At 68.3% G+C, this 18,388-nt stretch carries 20 protein-coding genes and 1 tRNA gene; 4 read left to right on the top strand and 17 right to left on the bottom strand.

What is annotated here, in order from left to right; genetic code table 11:
• Positions 1-245: 245 nt before the first annotated feature.
• Complete coding sequence (locus GU927_RS04240) at positions 246-665, bottom strand: PaaI family thioesterase (RefSeq protein WP_161761102.1); 420 nt, start codon at positions 663-665, stop codon at positions 246-248.
• A gap of 58 nt (positions 666-723) precedes the next feature.
• On the opposite strand from GU927_RS04240, the gene GU927_RS04235 reads away from it, so the two are divergent.
• Positions 724-1,515 (top strand): enoyl-CoA hydratase, encoded by a 792-nt coding sequence (locus GU927_RS04235; RefSeq protein WP_161761101.1) that lies wholly within the window; start codon positions 724-726, stop codon positions 1,513-1,515.
• A gap of 263 nt (positions 1,516-1,778) precedes the next feature.
• Here the strand turns inward: GU927_RS04235 and GU927_RS04230 are convergent, their stop codons facing one another.
• The 4 genes from GU927_RS04230 to GU927_RS04215 all read right to left on the bottom strand — a co-directional run bounded on the left by GU927_RS04230 (position 1,779) and on the right by GU927_RS04215 (position 6,538).
• Complete coding sequence (locus GU927_RS04230; RefSeq protein WP_161761100.1) at positions 1,779-2,948, bottom strand: MFS transporter; 1,170 nt, start codon at positions 2,946-2,948, stop codon at positions 1,779-1,781.
• Complete coding sequence (locus tag GU927_RS04225) at positions 2,938-4,410, bottom strand: carboxypeptidase M32 (protein WP_161761099.1); 1,473 nt, start codon at positions 4,408-4,410, stop codon at positions 2,938-2,940. Before GU927_RS04225 ends, GU927_RS04230 begins: the two co-directional genes overlap by 11 nt.
• The gene (gene ctaA, locus GU927_RS04220) at positions 4,407-5,576 is read right to left on the bottom strand and encodes a heme A synthase (RefSeq protein ID WP_161761098.1); all 1,170 of its coding nucleotides are present in this window, start codon (positions 5,574-5,576) and stop codon (positions 4,407-4,409) included. The genes GU927_RS04225 and ctaA overlap by 4 nt, the downstream gene beginning before the upstream one ends.
• Before the next feature lie 215 nt (positions 5,577-5,791).
• Entirely contained in the window at positions 5,792-6,538 is a 747-nt protein-coding gene (locus GU927_RS04215; RefSeq protein WP_332838485.1) for an RNA methyltransferase, read from the bottom strand.
• A gap of 128 nt (positions 6,539-6,666) precedes the next feature.
• Here GU927_RS04215 and GU927_RS04210 point away from each other — a divergent pair, with 128 nt between their 5' ends.
• Positions 6,667-7,284 carry a thiamine phosphate synthase gene (locus GU927_RS04210; protein WP_161761097.1) on the top strand — a complete coding sequence of 206 codons (618 nt, stop codon included), beginning with the start codon at positions 6,667-6,669 and terminating at the stop codon, positions 7,282-7,284.
• Positions 7,285-7,380: 96 nt separating this feature from the next.
• Here the strand turns inward: GU927_RS04210 and GU927_RS04205 are convergent, their stop codons facing one another.
• The 3 genes from GU927_RS04205 to GU927_RS04195 all read right to left on the bottom strand — a co-directional run bounded on the left by GU927_RS04205 (position 7,381) and on the right by GU927_RS04195 (position 9,285).
• Positions 7,381-8,175, bottom strand: coding sequence for a lysophospholipid acyltransferase family protein (locus GU927_RS04205; protein ID WP_161761096.1), 795 nt, complete (start codon positions 8,173-8,175; stop codon positions 7,381-7,383).
• Between the two features lie 32 nt (positions 8,176-8,207).
• Positions 8,208-8,981 (bottom strand): GNAT family N-acetyltransferase, encoded by a 774-nt coding sequence (locus GU927_RS04200; protein ID WP_394357656.1) that lies wholly within the window; start codon positions 8,979-8,981, stop codon positions 8,208-8,210.
• 124 nt (positions 8,982-9,105) lie between these two features.
• Complete coding sequence (locus tag GU927_RS04195) at positions 9,106-9,285, bottom strand: DUF3553 domain-containing protein (protein ID WP_161761095.1); 180 nt, start codon at positions 9,283-9,285, stop codon at positions 9,106-9,108.
• 32 nt (positions 9,286-9,317) lie between these two features.
• Between GU927_RS04195 and GU927_RS04190 the strand changes: the two genes are divergently transcribed.
• A complete protein-coding gene (locus GU927_RS04190) occupies positions 9,318-9,914 on the top strand; it encodes a histidine phosphotransferase family protein (protein ID WP_161761094.1) in 597 nt (198 codons plus the stop codon).
• Here GU927_RS04190 and GU927_RS04185 read toward each other — a convergent pair.
• From GU927_RS04185 to GU927_RS04150, 8 genes are all read right to left on the bottom strand, one after another.
• Positions 9,904-11,199, bottom strand: coding sequence for a glutamate-5-semialdehyde dehydrogenase (locus GU927_RS04185; RefSeq protein WP_269770103.1), 1,296 nt, complete (start codon positions 11,197-11,199; stop codon positions 9,904-9,906). The two genes, GU927_RS04190 and GU927_RS04185, sit on opposite strands and share 11 nt — an antisense overlap.
• A gap of 8 nt (positions 11,200-11,207) precedes the next feature.
• Entirely contained in the window at positions 11,208-11,732 is a 525-nt protein-coding gene (locus tag GU927_RS04180; protein WP_161761092.1) for an antibiotic biosynthesis monooxygenase family protein, read from the bottom strand.
• Between the two features lies 1 nt (position 11,733).
• Entirely contained in the window at positions 11,734-12,837 is a 1,104-nt protein-coding gene (gene proB, locus GU927_RS04175) for a glutamate 5-kinase (protein ID WP_232489123.1), read from the bottom strand.
• Between the two features lie 17 nt (positions 12,838-12,854).
• Positions 12,855-13,877, bottom strand: a complete 1,023-nt coding sequence (gene obgE / locus GU927_RS04170; protein WP_161761091.1) for a GTPase ObgE — start codon at positions 13,875-13,877, stop codon at positions 12,855-12,857.
• Positions 13,878-14,054: 177 nt separating this feature from the next.
• Positions 14,055-14,615 (bottom strand): GNAT family N-acetyltransferase, encoded by a 561-nt coding sequence (locus GU927_RS04165; RefSeq protein WP_161761090.1) that lies wholly within the window; start codon positions 14,613-14,615, stop codon positions 14,055-14,057.
• Between the two features lie 228 nt (positions 14,616-14,843).
• On the bottom strand, positions 14,844-15,113 hold the full coding sequence (gene rpmA / locus GU927_RS04160) for a 50S ribosomal protein L27 (RefSeq protein WP_161761089.1): 270 nt from the start codon (positions 15,111-15,113) through the stop codon (positions 14,844-14,846).
• Positions 15,114-15,125: 12 nt separating this feature from the next.
• The gene (gene rplU, locus GU927_RS04155; protein ID WP_161761088.1) at positions 15,126-15,578 is read right to left on the bottom strand and encodes a 50S ribosomal protein L21; all 453 of its coding nucleotides are present in this window, start codon (positions 15,576-15,578) and stop codon (positions 15,126-15,128) included.
• A 194-nt stretch (positions 15,579-15,772) separates the two neighbouring features.
• On the bottom strand, positions 15,773-16,723 hold the full coding sequence (locus GU927_RS04150) for a DUF2059 domain-containing protein (RefSeq protein WP_232489118.1): 951 nt from the start codon (positions 16,721-16,723) through the stop codon (positions 15,773-15,775).
• A gap of 213 nt (positions 16,724-16,936) precedes the next feature.
• On the opposite strand from GU927_RS04150, the gene GU927_RS04145 reads away from it, so the two are divergent.
• Positions 16,937-17,026: transfer RNA gene (locus GU927_RS04145), tRNA-Ser, on the top strand.
• 93 nt (positions 17,027-17,119) lie between these two features.
• Here GU927_RS04145 and GU927_RS04140 read toward each other — a convergent pair.
• Positions 17,120-18,121 (bottom strand): urea transporter, encoded by a 1,002-nt coding sequence (locus tag GU927_RS04140; protein WP_161761087.1) that lies wholly within the window; start codon positions 18,119-18,121, stop codon positions 17,120-17,122.
• Between the last annotated feature and the right edge of the window lie 267 nt (positions 18,122-18,388).

Raw genomic sequence — 18,388 nt, 5'->3', positions numbered from 1 at the left:
TGTAGACGGTAAGGCGGGCACCTTGGTGCGGGTTGTTCATCCTGCGGAATCCTCGGCTGGAGTTTGGCGATTGCAGCCTAACCCCGCTTCGGGTGAACAACCTCCCGAGAATTCACACCTAGCGGCGGAGGGGTGGAGGGGTCCACTGGACCCCTCCACCCCTCCTTGCGCTCCGGGATGCATAGGACGGGGTCCACGCCGCTATAAACGGGTTGCCCCCCGGCGCGGCCCCGGGCCTCACCCCCTCACCGCGGCGGGATCGAATAGGTCATCCCCGCCCGCGCCACAGGCTCCGCGCTGCCTTCCGAAAACAGCAGCACATCCCCCACCGCCAGCACACGCCCCAGCTTCAAAAGCCGCGCCTCGGCCAGCACATCGCGCCCCGCCACCGGTTTCCGCATGAAATCGATCGAACAATTCGTGGTGACGGCCAGTGCCACCGGTCCGATCCGGCTCAGGATCGCCAGATACATCGCCACATCCGCCAGCCCGAACATCGCAGGCCCCGACACGGTGCCCCCGGGTCGCAGATGCCGCTCCGCAACGCGCAGCCGCAGCGTCACCCCCGCCTCCTCGGCCCGCTCGACGGTGAACTCCCCCGCCACCTGCCCGAAATCGCTTTCCAGAAACGCCGCCAGCGCCCCGCGATCCATCACCAACGCCATCCGCTTCCCCTTGCCGCCATCTGCCCCTATCGTCTCGCCCAGACCAAAGGGGGATGCAATGACCGACGACCTGATCCAGCGCCACGACGAAGACCATATCGCCACCCTGACGCTCAACGCCCCCCACAGCCTGAACGCGCTCTCGCAGGCCATGATCGCGCGGCTCACCGCCGAACTCGACCGCCTCGCACAGGACCGCACCACCCGCGTCGTCATCCTGCGCGGCGCGGGCCGCGCCTTCTGCGCGGGCCACGACCTGAAGGAAATGCAGGCCGCCCGCGCCACCCCCGACAAGGGCGCCGCCTTCTTCCGCACCCTCTTCGACGCCTGCGCCGCCATGATGCAGCGCCTGCCCGCCCTGCCCCAGCCGGTGATCGCCGAAGTCCACGGCATCGCCACCGCCGCCGGCTGCCAGCTTGCCGCCTCCTGTGACATGGTCGTGGCCTCCGACGACGCCCGCTTCGGCGTCAACGGTGTGAACATCGGCCTCTTCTGCTCCACCCCCATGGTCGCCCTGACCCGCAAAGTGCCCCCCGCCGTCGCCTTCGAGATGCTGACGACCGGCGACTTCCTCCCCGCCCCCCGCGCCCGCGAGGTGGGCTTCGTCAACCGCATCGCGCCCGCGGGCCAACTCTCCGCCGAAACGCGCAAGCTCGCCGCAACGCTGGCCGCGAAACTCACCGCCGCCGTCCATATCGGCAAACGCAGCTTCTACGACCAGCAGGGGCTGTCCCTGGCCGAGGCCTACCGCCTGACGGGCGAGCGCATGACCGAAAACATGCTCTGGCGCGACACCGAGGAAGGGGTTGCCGCCTTCCTTGAAAAGCGCAAACCCGACTGGGCGGAATAGGCAGGATTTTCTGGCGAAAATCCTGCGCCCCGATCCTTCTGGCGAAGGATCACCCGCCCCCAGCGGCACCCGCTCCCCCGACACCACCCCGATCCTTCGCAGAAGGATCGTCCCCAAAATTCTTCGCAGAAGAATTTTGCCCCCCGACCGGATGGTTAACGCGCCCTTGGGGCACCGCGCGTATGCACAGCCGGCGGTACACCCGTCTGCACGACAACCGGACAACCGCCCTCGTCACAAGACCGACAGTAAATCCAGCGCCCTCAACGACTTGCCGCCAGCGCCCCCGCCGCCGCCAGCGCAAAGCAGAACCCCGTCCCGATCATCAGCCAGACCCCGCCAAGGCTCTCCAGCCCCGTCCCGATCAGGGGGGCCACCGCCATCGCCGCCAGCCCCGGAATGGCCATCATCCCCGCCACCGCGCCATAGCGTTCCTGCCCCAGCGTCTCGGCCACCAGCACGGGCCGCAGGATGGTGATGATCCCCATCGCCGCCCCCTGACAGGCCGCAAACCCCACCGCCGCCACAGGCCAGACCACTGCCAGCACAAGGAAGACCGGCGCCACGACCAGGGCCGACACCGTGACCCACGAAGCCAGCCCCGTCCCCATCCGCGCCCCTGCCCCCGCCAGAACCAGCCGCCCCGCCACCTGCGCCGGACCGATCACCGCCGCCGCCACGATCCCCAGTCCCGCCGGAACCGCCAGCGCCTCCAGCATGGGCCGGATATGGTTGACCAGCATCCAATGGTTCAGGTTCACCAGCGAAAACAGCGCCGCCAGCCCCAGAAACCCCTGCATCCGCAGCACCTCGCCCCAGCGCAGCCGCGCGGCCCCGCGCACCTCTGCCGCCTCGGTCCGCCGCACCAGAACCCGCGCCGCCCCGACCTGCAGGGGCAGCATCACGCCCACCACCACCGCCACCGCGCACCAGACCGCCCCGCGCCAGCCCAACGCCTCGGCCAGCCACGCCCCCGCCGGAAAGGCCAGCGTCGAGGCCAGCCCCGCCACCAGCGTGACCCGCGTGATCGCCCCCCGCGCCTCGGCCCCGAAACGCCGGATCATCATCCCGAAACAGACATCATACAGGCACAGCGCCTGCGCCAGCCCCAGCCCCGACCAGGCCAGCAGCCACAGCCCCGCCCCCCCGGACAGCGCCAGCAGCACCAGCGCGGCCGCCCCGATCACCGGCCCCGCCGCCATCATCGCCACCGCCTGCCCGCGATCCACAGCCCGGCCGACCGCAGGCGCGACCAGCGCGCTCACCATCGTCGCCAGCAGCGGCCCCGCCGCGATCACCCCGTCCGACAACGGCGTCCCCCGCTGCCAATAGATCAGCAGCGCCGCGAAAATGTAGAAGAAACAGGCATATCCCAGCGCCTGCGTCAGGGCGAGCGTCCAGACCGCCCGCCCCTCGCCCCGTTCAAAGGTCATAGATCGCCGCGAATTTCGCCTCGATGTAATCCAGAAGCGGCCCCTCGTCCGGCTCGAACCCGCAGGCATGGGCAATGGTCGCGCGCGGCTCCCTCAGCCCGCCATGCCGCTGCACCCTTTCGCGCAGCCAGCCCGTCGCGGGCGACGCATCCCCGCGCGCCAGCGCCTCGTCCAGATCGGGGATATCCGCCCGCAGCGCACGGTGCAGGCAGCCTGCGTAAACATTGCCCAGCGTATAGGTCGGGAAATAGCCGAACAGACCCACCGACCAATGCACATCCTGCAACATGCCATGCGACGGACGATCGACCTTAACCCCGAAATCGGCGGCGAACCGGTCGTTCCACGCCGCCTCCAGATCGCCCACCGCCAGATCGCCGCGGATCAGCGCGCGTTCCAGATCGAACCGCATCATGATGTGCAGGTTGTAATGCACCTCGTCCGCCTCGGTCCGGATGAACCCCGGCTGCACGCGGTTCACCGCCGCATGGAAGGCGTCCGCATCGTCAATACCGAATTCACCAAAGCGCGCGCGCATCTCCCCGAACATCCAGCCCGTAAAGGCGCGGCTCCGCCCCAGCTGGTTCTCATAGATGCGACTCTGGCTCTCATGGACACCCATGGATACGCCCGATCCCAAGGGAGTCAGGCGATAATCTAGGTCTATGCCCAGCTCGTAACAGGCGTGGCCCACCTCGTGGATGGTGGAATAGAAACAGTTGAACGGGTCCGTCTCCGCCACCCGCGTCGTGATCCGCGCATCATCGCCCGACCCCGACGAGAACGGATGCACCGCAATATCCAGCCGCCCCCGGTTCCAGTCATAGCCGAAGGCCGTAGCCAGATCGCGGGCGAAACGCATCTGCGCCTCTTCCCCGAATTTCCCTGACAATCCAGCGGGTTGCTTCGCAGCCCCCAGCACCCGCCCGCGCAGCGCCACCAGCCTCGGCCGCATCCGGTCGAACATCGCGCCGATGGTCGCGGCCGTCGCGCCGGGTTCGTAATCGTCGATCAGCGCGTCATAGGGATCGCCCCCCGCCGCCAGCGCCGCGCCCTCCTCCTGCCGCAGGCGGATCACCTCGGCCAGCACCGGCAGGAAGCCCGGCACATCCTCCTTGGCCCGCGCCTCGGCCCAGATCCCCTGCGCCATCGACGTCACCCGCGCGATCTCCTGCGCCAGCGACGCGGGCACCTTCGTCGCCCGCTCGTAGCTCCGCCGGATCAGCCGCAATTGCGCCGCCGCGACGTCATCCGCCGCCCGCGCCTGCCCCAGCCAATCCGCGATGCGACGGTCAGTGCGCCGCGCATGCAGCACGCCTTCCATCGCCGCCATCTCCTCGGACCGCTGCTCGGCCGCGCCGCGCGGCATCACCGTCTCCTGATCCCAGCCAAGGCGGCCCGCCACCTGCGCCAGCGCCTCCGTCTCGCGCTGGAAGGCCATCAGATCGTCATAGGCGCTCATGCCGTCCCCTCCCGGATCGAACCCGCCACGGGATAGCCCGCCAGATGCCGCGCGCGGATGATCAGCACCCACAGGATCACGGCGCCCACCTGATGGGTGATCGCCACATGCACATGCGCCGCCGTCAGCACCGCCGCGATCCCCAGCGCCATCTGCGCCACCATCATCGCCAGCACGGCATGAAACGCCGCCCGCGTCGCCCCATGCGCCGACCGCCGCCCGCGCAACCAGACCACCACGCCAAAGACGAACAGCAGATAGCCCGACATCCGGTGCATGAACTGCACCAGCCCGGGGTTTTCAAAGAAGGCATGCCATACCGGCAGGCTGCCGCCATTGCCATCCGGCACATAGAAGGCATCCGCCGGAAAGAACGACCCGTTCATGTCCGGCCATGTCGGAAAGGCCCGCCCCGCATCGATCCCCGCCACCAGCGCGCCCAGCAAGATTTGCAGGAAGGCGAAATGCATCAGGCCGGTGGACATGGAAAACAGCTTCGCCTCGCGCCCGCGCCGCGCCTGCATCAACTCTGCCTCGCTCCGCCCCAGCAGGAAGACATACCACGCGATCAGCCCAAGGATGACAAAGGCCAACCCCAGATGCGTCGCCAACCGATAGGACGCCACATCCAGCATCGTCCCCGTCAGCCCCGACGACACCATCCACCACCCGATGGCCCCCTGCAAACCACCCAGCGCCCCCAGCCCCAGCAGTCGCCCCGTCCATCCCGCGGGTATCTGCCACGCGACAAGGAACCCGAAAAAGCCCACAAACCAGACCAGCCCGATCGCTCGTCCCAGCTGCCGGTGCCCCCATTCCCACCAATAGATGACCTTGAATTCCTCAAGGCTCATCCCCTTGTTCTGCAACTGGTATTCGGGAATGGCGCGGTACTTCTCGAACTCCGCCTCCCACGTCGCCTGATCCAGCGGCGGGATGGCCCCCGTCACGGGCCGCCATTCGGTGATCGACAGCCCCGAATCCGTCAGCCGCGTCATCCCCCCCACGACGATCATCGCAGCCACCATCAGGAACAGCACCACCAGCCACAGCCGTATCCCGCGCCGCGCCCCCGGACGCTTCGCCGCGATCATCCCCCCCTGCGGCGGCGGGGCGGATGCCACCCCCTGCCCCACCTCTTCGAAGATGCTGCGCTTGCCTGCCATGCTGACGTCTCCCCGTTTCGGCGCGGAGGGTATGCCGCCCCCCCGCTCCCTTCAAGGCCCTGCGGCGAAGAGCGCACGGATGCCAACCCGTTCCGTCGCCTGCACATTTTCCGTCCCCAAATATCCTGCGGGGTCAGCCATCGAGTCGCCATCGGTTCGAGACCGATGGCTGACGGGGTGCAAAACCCCCGGTTCCGCCGCAGAACCGGAGAGACTCACTCCCCCATCTGGCGCAGCTTGTAGGCGATCTGCCGCAGCATCCCGTGGAAGGTCTGCACCTCGGCCCGCGTCAGGCCCAGCCTTGCGAACATGTTGCGCATATTCAGCTTCATATGCGGTGCCTTCGCGGGCGGATAGAAGAACCCCGCCGCCTCCAGCCGCTCCTCGAAATGGTCCGAGAGCCGCTCCACCTCCTGCCTCGTGGCAAACTCCGTCCGGGCCAGCCCCATCACCTCGGGCGCCACCACCTCGGTCTGCCGCCGCCACTCATAGCCCAGAAGCAACGCGCATTGGGCAAGGTTGAGCGAGGGGAAATCCGGATTCACCGGCACCGTCACGATGGCATTGGCGGGCGCGATATCCTCGTTCTCCAGCCCCGCGCGCTCGGGTCCGAACAGCACGCCCACCCGCTTGCCTTCGGCCACCATGGCCCGCGTCATCTCCATCGCACGCTCGGGTGTGACAACCGGCTTGACCAGTTCCCGCCCCCGCGCCGTGGTGGCAAAGACGAAATCGCAATCCGCAATCGCCGCCGGAATGTCGGGAAAGATCCCCGCATGGTCCAGCACGCGCCCCGCGCCGGACGCCATCGCCACGGCCTTGGGGTTCGGCCAGCCGTCGCGCGGGTCGACGATCCGCATCCGCTCCAGCCCGAAATTCAGCATGGCGCGCGCTGCCGCCCCGATATTCTCGCCCATCTGCGGGCGCACAAGGATGAAACAGGGCGGGATGATCTCGGTCACGGCGCGCACTCCGGCTCGGGGGTCTGCGCGCCAGATACGCGCGCCGCCCCTGCGCGGCAAGGCCAAGCCACCCTCGCCATCGCGCGAAATCTGCGCTAATGACCCCCGAAACCTCGCCGGAGCGCCCCATGTCCGACCAAGAACGCCCGCAGATCTATCTCGTCACCCCGCCCGAGCTGGACCTCGACACCTTCCCCGACCGGCTCGCCGCCGTGCTGGACACGACCGAGATCGCCTGCCTTCGCATCGCGCTGGCGACCAAGGACGAGGACCGCATCCTGCGCGCCGCCGACGCGATCCGCCTGACGGCCCATGCCCGCGACGTGGCGGTGGTGATCGAACGCCACGTGCTGCTGGTGGAACGTCTGGGCCTTGACGGCGTGCACCTGACCGATGGCGCGCGCTCGGTCCGCAAGGTGCGAAAGGACCTGCCCGACGCCATCATCGGCGCCCATTGCGGCACCACGCGGCATGAGGGGATGTCGGCGGGCGAGGCGGGGGCGGATTACGTCTGCTTCGGCCCCATCGGCGAAACGCCGCTTGGTGACGGCTCCCGCGCCGACTGGGACCTGTTCCAGTGGTGGTCAGAAGTGATCGAGGTTCCCGTGGTCGCCGAAGGCGCGCTGACCGCGGAACTTGTGGAAAAATTCGGCCCCGTCACCGACTTCTTCGCCGTGGGCGAGGAAATCTGGACCAAGGACGACCCCGCCGCGGCATTGAAGGCGCTGCTCGCGCCGTTAGGGTGATGGCGGGGCGATGGCGGGGTGAACCCCGCCCTACGGACGGCCCTCTTTCAACCCGAGTAGGGCGGGGTTCACCCCGCCACCGCCTGACAGCCGGTCCTACAACCGCCCCTCCAACCCCCGCCGCACCTCCGCCTCGCAATGCGCGGCCAGCGCCTTGCGGTCGGGGAAGGCATCCACCGGCACGGGGTCGTGGAACACCACCTCCACCCGCCCCTGCCGCCCCTGCGCCAGCACCATCAACAGGTGCCCCGCAAATTCCATATCCCCCCACCAGCCGTAAAAGCGCGGATCACACCCCGCAGGCGCGCGATAGGCCAGCGTCACGGGCTGGATCCACATCACCTCTTCCAATCCGTGCGACCAGAAGGCGGCAAAGAGCGTGGACTTGAACGGCAGCACCCGCACCGCATCGGTGCTGGTCCCCTCGGGAAAGAACATCAGGTGATGCCCCGCCCGCAGCCGCTCTTCGAACACCGCCTGCTGCTTTTTCGCCTCGGCCCCCTTCCGCGCGATGAAGACCGTCCCCGTCGCGCGCGCCAGCCAGCCGATCGCGGCCCAGTGCTCCACCTCGGACTTGGCGACGAAATAGCCCCGCTGCGCCGCGTTCAGCGCGAAGATGTCCAGCCAGGACACATGGTTGGCCACCACCGCCCCCCGCTGCCGCATCACCCGCCCCCGCACCACCAACGGCAGGCGCAGGATGACGAAGGCGGATTTGCAGACGAATTGGGTGATCCACGGCGTCCACGGCCGGCGCAGCCCGAACAGCGGCCGCTCCACCACCCGCACCATGAGAAGGATCGCCAGACAGCCATAGACGACACCGCCGAACAGCGCCCCCCGCCACAGCACCCGCACCCACCCCGCAAGGGTGATCGCGGGCACGTCCATGCGCGCCTCCTTCCAGTCCTCGCCGTCCCCCGTCACACGCGCCCCCGCGTGTAGAAATCGCGATGCCGTTCGGACATCCGCGCCGTGTCCATCACCAGACAGACATCCGTGGTGTTGAAGGCATGGTCGATGAAGGCCCCCTCGCCCACGAACCCGCCCAGCCGCAGATAGGCCTTCATCAGCGCGGGCGTCGCCGCCATCGCCGCGCGCCGGTCCAGCGCCGCCTCGGGCAGCAGGTCCATCCGCTGGAACCCCTCGGGCCGCGCCCAGACCCGCAGCGGCGGCGGCGCCAGATGATGGTGATGCAGCCAGGCCAGCGACTGCGTCAGCGGCGCGATCTCCGTGCCATGGAAACTCGCCACACCGAACAGGATCTCGATCTCCCGCTCCAGCACATAATCGGCCAGCGCGTTCCACAGATGGAACATCGCCGTCCCGCCGCGATGGTCGGGATGCACGCAGGACCGCCCCAGTTCCAGCAGCTTCCGCCCGCTCTGCCGCAACGGCGTCAGGTCATATTCCCCCTCGGAATAGAACCGCCCCCCCGCCGCCAGCCGGTCACTCGGCAACAGCCGGTAGGCCCCCACCACATCCTCCAGCGTCGCCGGATCGCGGCGTGTGTCGATCAGCAGAAGATGGTCGAAGATGTCGTCGAACTCGTCCCGCTCCAGCCGCGCATCATGGTCGACCAGCGGCCCGTCCGCGCCCAGCTCCTCGACAAAGACCGTATAGCGCAGCCTCTGCGCCGCCCGAAGGTCGCGCGCATCCCGCGCCAGACGCAGCGCAAAGACGGATTCCTCGGCAATCGTCGTCACGGCCAGCCCCGCATTCCTGCGGCTGATCTACGTCTCGCCCCCCTCCGATGCAACACCCGCCCCCCGCCTTCCCGCCACGAACAACCAAGGGTTGCAAATTCCGCGCGCCGCCCCATCATCCAGAGATATCGAAGACAAGACGCAACTCCACCTGCCGCGTATCAATGACGACCTTGCCCTGATGCTCGAAATTCACCGTCACCTTGCCGCCGATATTGGACTGGACCTGCCCCAGCCCCCAATCCGGCTGGGCCGGATGGCGCACGAACATGCCGGGTTCCAGAAGCCTGTCCATTTGTCCCTGTTCCTTTCCCGTAAAGGCGACCCATGCCCGCCACACCCGACCTTGCGGCCCTTCTCGGCTCGCGCCTCTGCCACGACCTTATCGGCCCGATCGGCGCCATCGGCAACGGGGTGGAACTGCTCCGCCTCACGCCCGCCGGAACAGGGGACGAGGTCGCGCTGATCGCCGACAGCGTCACCACCCTCTCTGCCCGCCTGCGCCTGTTCCGCGTGGCCTTCGGCATCGCCCGCCCGGACCAGAGCTTCGCCCGGGCCGAGGTGATGGATATCCTCCCCCCGCTCTTCCCGTCCCGCCGCGTGACGCTCGACTGGACCAGCCCCGCCTCCCTCCCGCGGACCGAGGTGAAGGCGGTCTTCCTCCTGCTGCTCTGTGCCGAAGGCGCGATGCGCGGTGGCGGGACGATCCGCATCCTCAGGGACGAGATCGGCTGGAACCTCACCCTCGCCTCGCCCCGCCTCAAGGCCGACCCGCGGCTCTGGCCGCTCCTGACGGGTGCGCCCCTTCCCGACAGCCTCGAACCCGGCGAGGTGCATTTCGCCCTTGCCGCCGCCGCCCTTGCCGCGCTCGGCCGCAGGGCCGACATGGAAACCGGCCCTGACAGCCTGCGTCTCAGCTTCTGATCGTCCCGTCGCCGGTCACCAGATACTTGAAGGACGTCAACTGCTCGGCCCCCACCGGCCCGCGCGCATGCAGCTTGCCCGTGGCGATGCCGATCTCGGCCCCCATGCCGAATTCCCCCCCGTCCGCGAACTGGGTGCTGGCGTTGCGCATCAGGATCGCGCTGTCCAGCCGCTGGAAGAACCGCGCGGCGGTGGCGTCATTCTCGGTCAGGATGCTTTCGGTGTGCTGGCTGCCATACTGGCGGATATGGGCAATCGCCCCGTCCACACCATCCACGATCCGCGCCGCGATGATCATGTCCAGAAACTCGCGCCCGAAATCATCGGCCTTGGCCGGAACCGTTCCCGGCACCGACAGAAGATCCCCCTCCGCCCGCACCTCGACCCCCCGCGCCATAAGGTCGGTCAGCAACACGCCCCCGTGGCGGTCCCAGAAGCGCCGGTCGATCAGCAGACATTCCGCCGCCCCGCAAATGCCCGTCCGGCGCGTCTTGGCATTGACCACCACCCGCCGCGCCTTTTCCAGATCGGCATCGCCATCGGCATAGACATGGCAGATGCCCTCCAGATGGGCAAAGACCGGCACCCGCGCCTCGCGCTGCACCAGCCCCACCAGCCCCTTGCCCCCGCGCGGCACGATCACGTCGATCCACTCCACCGCGCGCAGCATCGCCTCGACCATGTCCCTGTCCCGCGTCGGGACCAACTGGATCGCGGCCTCGGGCAGACCCGCCGCCCGCAGCCCCCGCACCATGCAGGCATGGATCGCGGTCGAGGAATGGAAGCTCTCCGATCCCCCCCGCAGGATCACCGCATTCCCCGCCTTCAGGCACAGCGCCCCCGCATCCGCCGTCACATTGGGGCGGCTTTCATAGATCACCCCCACCACGCCCAAGGGCGTCCGCACGCGGCGGATGTTCAGACCCGACGGCCGGTCCCAGTCGGCGATCACCTCGCCCACCGGATCCTTCTGCTCGGCCACCGCGCGCAGACCGTCCACGATCCCGCGGATGCGCCCCTCGTCCAGCGTCAGCCGGTCCAGCATCGACGGCGACAGACCCTTGGCGCGCCCGAATTCCATATCCTGCGCATTGGCCGCGATGATCCCCTCGCGGCTCTCCCACACATATTGCGCCGCAGCGACCAGCGCCGCATGCTTGCGCTCGGCGCTCGCATAGGCCAGCTCTGCCGCCGCCGCCTTCGCCGCCGCGCCCATCCGGCCCATCATGCCGGTTGCGTCTTCCTGTGCCCCGTCCGCCATCGTCCCAACCTTCCGCTCTGCCAGCCCGCCCCTCACAGGGACGGCGCCTCGGCCCTGTCCGTCATGCCGTAATCGCGCGAGACGGCAAAGATGCGCACATCCTCCGCCCCCTCTGCCCGCGCCCGCGCCGCGATCTCCCGCGCCACCTCACCCTGCCCCGCCTCGGCCAGCGTCAGGAACCGCCCCGCCCGCGTCACGCTCTCATGCACGCGCCCCGGCCCCGCAGGGCCGTCGCCATAGGCTGCCACGACGAACCGCCCCGCGCCCTCCGGCACGACCTCCGGCCCCACGCGGATGCGATAGCTCTCGAAATGCACTTTCCGCCCCGCCGCCTGACTGGCCCGATGCGTCCCGTCACAGCGCCATGCACGGATCGCCACCTCGCCCGCCCAATGCTGGTGCGACAGGATGGCGTCGGGCCGGTCCAGGGGCCGGAACCGCTCCAGATACAAAAGCCCCTCATGCGCCGCCAACAGCGGCCGCAGCCTGTCCACATGTTCGAAGTAATGCGGCATATGCCCTGCCTTCGGCTGCATGTCGAAGAAGAGCGCATGCATCTCAGACCACCATGTCATCCCGATGAATCAGCGCCGCCCGCCCGGCATAGCCGAGGATCCCCTCGATCTCGCCCGACTTGTGCCCCGCGATCGCCTTGGCCTCCGCCGCCGTATAGCGGATCAAGCCCTTGCCCAGCACGGCACCATCCGGCCCAAGGATCGCCACCGGCTCCCCCCGCCCGAAGCTGCCCTTCACCGCCCGCACCCCCGCAGGCAGCAGCGACTTGCCGCCGCGCAGCGCCACCACGGCCCCCGCATCCACCACGACCTCGCCCTTCGGCTTCATCGCGTTGATCCAGCGCTTGCGCGCCACCTGCGGATCGGCGCCGGGCACGAACCATGTCCGGTGCGCGCCCTCGGCCAGCGCCTTCAGCGGGCGCAGCACCGACCCTTCCATGATTGCCATGGCACAGCCCCCTGCCACGGCGGTCTTGGCCGCCAGAAGCTTGGTCTTCATGCCCCCCTTGGACAGGCCCGAAATCGGATCGCCCGCCATCGCCTCGATCTCCGGCGTGATCTGCTCCACCACGTCAAAGCGGACGGCAGACGCATCCTCTTTCGGATTGGCCGAATAGAACCCGTCCACATCCGACAGCAGGATCAACTGGTCCGCCCCCACCGTCACCGCGATCTGTGCCGCCAGACGGTCATTGTCCCCGAACCGGATCTCATCCGTCGCCACCGTGTCATTCTCGTTCACGATGGGCACGACCCCCAGCCCCAGCAGCGTCTCCATCGTCGCGCGGGAATTCAGGTACCGCCGCCGGTCCTCGGTATCCTCCAGCGTCACCAGAACCTGCGCCGTGGTGATGCCATGCGGCGCCAGCACCTCCTCATAGGCCCGCGCCAGCCGGATCTGCCCCACCGCCGCGGCGGCCTGGCTCTGCTCCAGCGTCAGCTCCCCCGCCGGCAGGCCCAGCACCTTGCGGCCCAGCGCGATGGACCCCGACGACACCAGCACCACATCGGCCCCGCGCACCTTCGCCTCGGCCACATCCATGGCCAGCGCCGACAGCCACCCCTGCCGCAGCCCCGCCGCGCGGTCCACCAGCAGGGCCGACCCGATCTTCACCACCACCCGCTTGGCCGCGCGCACATCCGGCACGGCCGCCCGCACCTCGCTCACGGCTGCCACGGCCCCGACTCCTTCTCCGGCTCCGCGCCCTGTATCTCGGCCCAGATCGCGCGCAGCACGTCCTGCAGACCCATCCCCGCCGCGCCCGAAATCACATGCACCCGCCCGCCCGACGCCTTCTCCAGCGCCTTCCTGCGCGTGGTGATGGTCTTTTGGTCCAGCGCATCGCATTTGTTCAGCGCCAGCACCCGCGGCTTGTCCCCCAGCACCTCGGAATAGGCCTCGAGCTCCTTCACGATGGTGCGGTAATCCTTGGTGATGGTGGATGACGTCCCGTCCACCAGATGCAGCAACACCTTGCACCGCTCCACATGGGCAAGGAACTGCATCCCCAGCCCCCGCCCCTCGGACGCACCCTCGATCAGCCCCGGAATATCGGCCATCACGAATTCGCGCCCGTCCACGCCCACGACCCCCAGATTCGGGATCAGCGTGGTGAACGGATAATCCGCGATCTTCGGCCGGGCATTGGACACGGCGGCAAGGAAGGTCGACTTCCCCGCATTGGGCAGCCCCACAAGCCCCGCATCGGCAATCAGCTTCAGCCGCAGCCAGATGGTCCGCTCCACCCCCTCCTGCCCCGGATTGGCCCGCCCGGGTGCGCGGTTGGTCGAGGATTTGAAGAACAGGTTGCCGAACCCGCCATTGCCGCCCTTGGCCAGCAGCACCCGCTGCCCCACGGTCACCAGATCGGCGATGACGGTCTCCTCGTCCTCGTCGATGATCTCGGTCCCCACGGGCACCTTCAGGATGATGTCATCCCCCGATTTCCCCGTGCGCTGGCTTCCCATTCCGGGCTGGCCGTTCTTGGCAAAGAAATGCTGCTGATAGCGGAAATCGATCAGCGTGTTCAGCCCGTCCACGGCTTCCGCCCAGACCGACCCGCCATTGCCGCCATCCCCGCCATCCGGCCCGCCGAATTCCACGAACTTTTCGCGCCGGAAGGACACGCAGCCCGCCCCGCCGCCGCCCGAGCGGATATAGACTTTGGCAAGGTCGAGGAACTTCATGGCATCAGGCTTTCATAAGGATCGCCCAAGGCGATAGTGGACAATCGGCAAAGGCTCAAGCCTTACGCAGCCAAAGGCCCGCGCCCTTCTGCACAAAGCCCCTTCATCTCGGCCCAAATACTCCGGGGGGTGCGGGGGGCTGGCCCCCCGCTCCGACGCCAGACACAGGCGGAACGCTCAATCCAGCTTGCGGATATAGGTCCAGGTCGGCACCCGCGCCCCGCGCGCGACCGAAAACGTCTCGGCATCGCCCAGATACTGGAAGCCCGCATTGGTCAGCACCCGCGCCGATCCGGGATTGTCCTGGAACACCTCGGCAAAGATCGTCCGGCTCTTCTGCGGATTGGCCGCGATCAGCGCCCGCACCGCCTCGGAGGCAAAGCCCGTATTCCAGAAGGCGGGCGCGACCCAATAGCCGATCTCGGACTGGTCGCGGTTCCACTTGGCCACATCCATGCGCTTCAGGCTGATCACGCCCAGCACCTCGGCCAGACCGGATGCCGCGCCGTCCATGACCCAGACATCCTCGTCCCCGCCCGCCTGCATGGCGCGGGTCACGAAAGCCTCTGCCGCGCCGGGGGGCAGCGGGTGCGGGATCGACCGCGTCGCCTCGGCCACGCGTTTGTCGCCCGCATAAAGCGCGAAAAGCCCTTCGTCGGAACGGCGCACGGGGCGCAGCACGAAACGTCCGGCGGCAATGGCCCCTTCGGGCAGCGCGGCGATCTTGTCCAGCATCATGGCTTCCCTCCTGACGAAGCACATGTCGGGGGCGCAAAACCCCCGTTCAAGGTCTAAACGGCCATACTGACGGCGGTTTGAGCCGCCCTCCGGCCTTTTCGCGACCGGCCCCGAAGGCCCGCCCGCCTGTCTCCTCCCGCCCCATCCCGGCCACAGCGCCGGAAAATGAGGAAGGGGACCGGCCTTTCAGCCGATCCCCCATCTACATTCCGAATGTAAAGGTTCGGCTTACTCGGCTGCCTCCGCGACGGGCAGAACCGAAATGAAGGTACGGCCTTTGAGGCCCTTCTTGAAGGTCACCTTGCCTTCGGTCACGGCGAAGATCGTGTGATCCACGCCCATGCCGACGCCCTGGCCCGGGAAATAGGTCGTGCCGCGCTGGCGCACGATGATGTTGCCCGGGATGGCGGCCTGACCACCATAGAGCTTCACGCCCAGACGACGACCGGCGCTGTCGCGACCGTTGCGGGAAGAACCGCCTGCCTTTTTATGTGCCATGGGTGTTGCTCCTTATTCCGCAGCGGCTTCAGCGGCCTTCTTGGCGCGCTTCGGTTTCGCAGCTTCCGCAGCCGGGGCGGCGGCAGCATTGTGGGCGGCGCGGCGCGCATCGGCGGTGCCGGTGGCGGCAGCCACGCCCGACTTCTCGGCGCCCGAAGCCAGAACCTCGGTCACGCGGACCAGCGTCAGCTGCTGGCGGTGGCCCTTGGTGCGCTGCGAGCTGTGCTTGCGGCGGCGCTTGACGTAGTGGATCGTCTTCTCGCCCTTGATCTGGTCGATCACTTCCGCGACCACGCCCGCACCCTTCACGGTGGGCACGCCGACGGTGACGGTGTCGCCGCCGACCATCAGGATCTCGTTGAACTGGATCTTGTCGCCAGCATTGGCGGCCAGCTTCTCAACGCGCAGCACGTCACCCGCCTGCACCTTGTACTGCTTGCCACCGGTCTTCAGGACCGCGAACATGGGTCTTCCTCTTCTTCGCTCCGCGCCCTGTGGCCCCCGATCTCTCGGGCGTTGTCGGGGTTTCCCCGCCTCGGACAGCGCGCCCTCGCGGGCGTCATTGAAATAGGCCCCGGACGAGACTCGCGCCTCGCCGGGATGCGCGCTTATCGGGAAAAGCCCCCCCGATGTCAAGCGCGATCCCCGCAGGCCGCGCCCTAGATATCCTGCCCCTGCATCTGCCGCGCCACCGCCACGCCCAGCGCCTCGGAAATCGGGGTAAAGACCCTGTCAAAGGCCCCGAACAGCGCGCGGTTGACCCGCTGCCCCGCGGCCGTTTCCGAGAAATCGGCATAGGCGCCCAGTTCGGCATCGCTCAACGGCCCGTAGGCAAGGTTCAGATAGGAATAGACCCAGTCCTCGGTCGATTGCCGGATCTCCGGCTCCTGCCCCCAGACGTCTGACAGCATCTGCTCCTCGGTCATCTTGTCCCCGAAGGCCCCGCCCCGCTGCATCCCGCGATAGAAGGCCAGATTGGCATTTAACGCGCCCGACACATTCGATTCGACCAGATCGTTGACGGTGACAAACCGCTCCAGCAGATCCAGCCGCGGCCCGTCCACGGCGCGCAGGTCCTCCAGCGCCGCCTTCGACGCCTCTTCCACCGCATCATCCAGCAAGGACCGCCGCCCCTCGATCTCCAGATCGACGACCTTGCGCCCAAGATCGGAGGCGAAGAATTCCGTGATCGGCGCGACGGCGGCGGGATCGGCGGCGAAATCCTCGACCAGCGCGGCGCGGAACGCCGCGCGCATCCGCGCCCCGTCATAGATCAGCGCGACAGTCGCCCCCCAGGACGCGCCACCCGCACCGGGGAACATGTCGTCCTCCAGCGTCTGGCCATATTCCAGCCCCTCCTCGCGCAGGATCGCGATGGTGTCGTCGATCCGGATCGCGGCCAGCAGCGCATCGACCTCGCGCTCCACCGCCTCGGAGGGGGCCTGCGCGCCACCGGTGGCGGGGGCCTCCTGCGCCACCGCGACCGCAGGGGTCAGGGACGGGCCCGCCACGGCAAGCCCGAGGACCAGCGCAAGCATCCCCGCACCGCCCGCCACCGGCCCTGTCCCGCGTCCCGCTCTTGCCCAGACACCTGCTCTTGCCCAGCCCATCGCCGCCGCTCCTTCTGTCCTTTCCGAACAGCTAAGGACTGCACCCCGCCTTGCCAAGTCACAGCAACGGCATCGCGCGCCGATCCGCCCGCCCGCGGCCCTGCCCTCGCCCCGCCGCCCGCCTCGGAAATTTCCCCGCCAAAAGCGCGAAATCGGCCTTGCAAGCCCCGAAGGACGCCGCTAAACCCCGCCGCACTGACGACCCCCAATCACGGAGAGGTGGCGGAGTGGTCGATCGCGCCGGTCTCGAAAACCGGAGTAGGTGCAAGCCTACCGTGGGTTCGAATCCCACCCTCTCCGCCATTACCCCCTGAACCAGAACGGCATTCCCGGCGTCCCTTGCGCCCCCCCCCCGCGACACGCCTCCCGAACCGCGCGCCTGCACGGATCCCGCCCCTATCGCGGCGGCCACAACCGCTCAAAGGGGCGCAGCGCAAGAAGGGCCAGCCATGTCGCGGTGATGAAGGGCACGCTCATCGTCGGCAGACCGGCCGACATCAGCACCTTGGCGCAAAGGATCTGGTAAAGCGGCATCGCCGCCGCAATGCCCGTGGCCAGCACAAGCGGGATCCGTCCCGTCCGCAGATAGACCACGCCCAGCGCCAGCCCCGCCAGCACCGCGTTGAAGCCGAACAATCCGGTGCGGATCGCCTCTTGCGGCACATCCGCCACCGACGCGACCGCCGCGCTGACAAGACCCGACAGGCAGGCAACCAGAAAGACCGCCCGCGACCCGACCAGCAGCGCCACCGCGATGACCAGCCCCGACAGCGCGCTCGGCTGGAGATAGACCTGCGCCAATCCGGCAAGCGCCCCCTCGACCACCGTCCAGTCCGCCAGAACACCCGCGGCAGGAACCGGCACGTCACGCAGGCTTCCCGCTCCGGCCGGCCCGACGGGATTCAGCGCGCGAAACAGCAGGATGACGACCCAGCTGCACAGGACGAAAGGCGCGGTCAGGACCGCAAACCCCGACGGCCCGTGGCGGCGCAGCGCCAGAAGCAGCAGCGACGACAGCCCCGCCCCCGTCACGGCCAGCAGCCAGACCGCAGCCCCCCCGCCCAGAAACAGCGGCAGCGCCATCCCCACCAGACAGCCGTTATAGCCGTAAAGCCCGCTCCGCACATCCGCGGCCTCCGCCCGGACCAGCAGCCCGACAGCGGTACCGGCCACCGTCCCGACCAGAGCGGCGGCACATTGCACGGGCGAATGCAGGAAGATGCCGATAAGACAGAGCAGCCCCGTATAGCTGTTGTTCAGGAAGATCACCTGCGCCACGCCGCGCAACACCGCATCGGCAAAGCCCGTCAGACCATACCTTCCGGCCGGATCGTCGACCTGCAATCCGGTCCGGCCCAACCGCGCCCCGTTTCCCCCCGAAATCGCCCTCGTCGGCATGTCTGGCGCCTGCTCCGGACCCTTGCTCTGCACCGGCAGGCTATACCGGCCCCGCCGGAAAGGAATAGGTCATCCCGACCTATAGGGAAATCAACGCGACACGGGGCGCGCGCCGACCCTGCCCACGACCGCGCTTCCCGCCTGTCGTTCTGTGACGGCGCGGCGTCACTCCCCTCCTGATTGTGAAAAGCCTTGCGATACCGCTTGCAGAGCGAGCCGCGCGACGATACCCGAAAGGACATATTCCTCTGGCGCCATTCGCAAATT

The sequence above is a fragment of the Paragemmobacter amnigenus genome (genome assembly GCF_009908265.2).
In the GTDB taxonomy this organism is placed as follows: Bacteria; Pseudomonadota; Alphaproteobacteria; order Rhodobacterales; family Rhodobacteraceae; genus Paragemmobacter; species Paragemmobacter amnigenus.
This window is presented reverse-complemented; position numbering and strand designations above follow the sequence as displayed.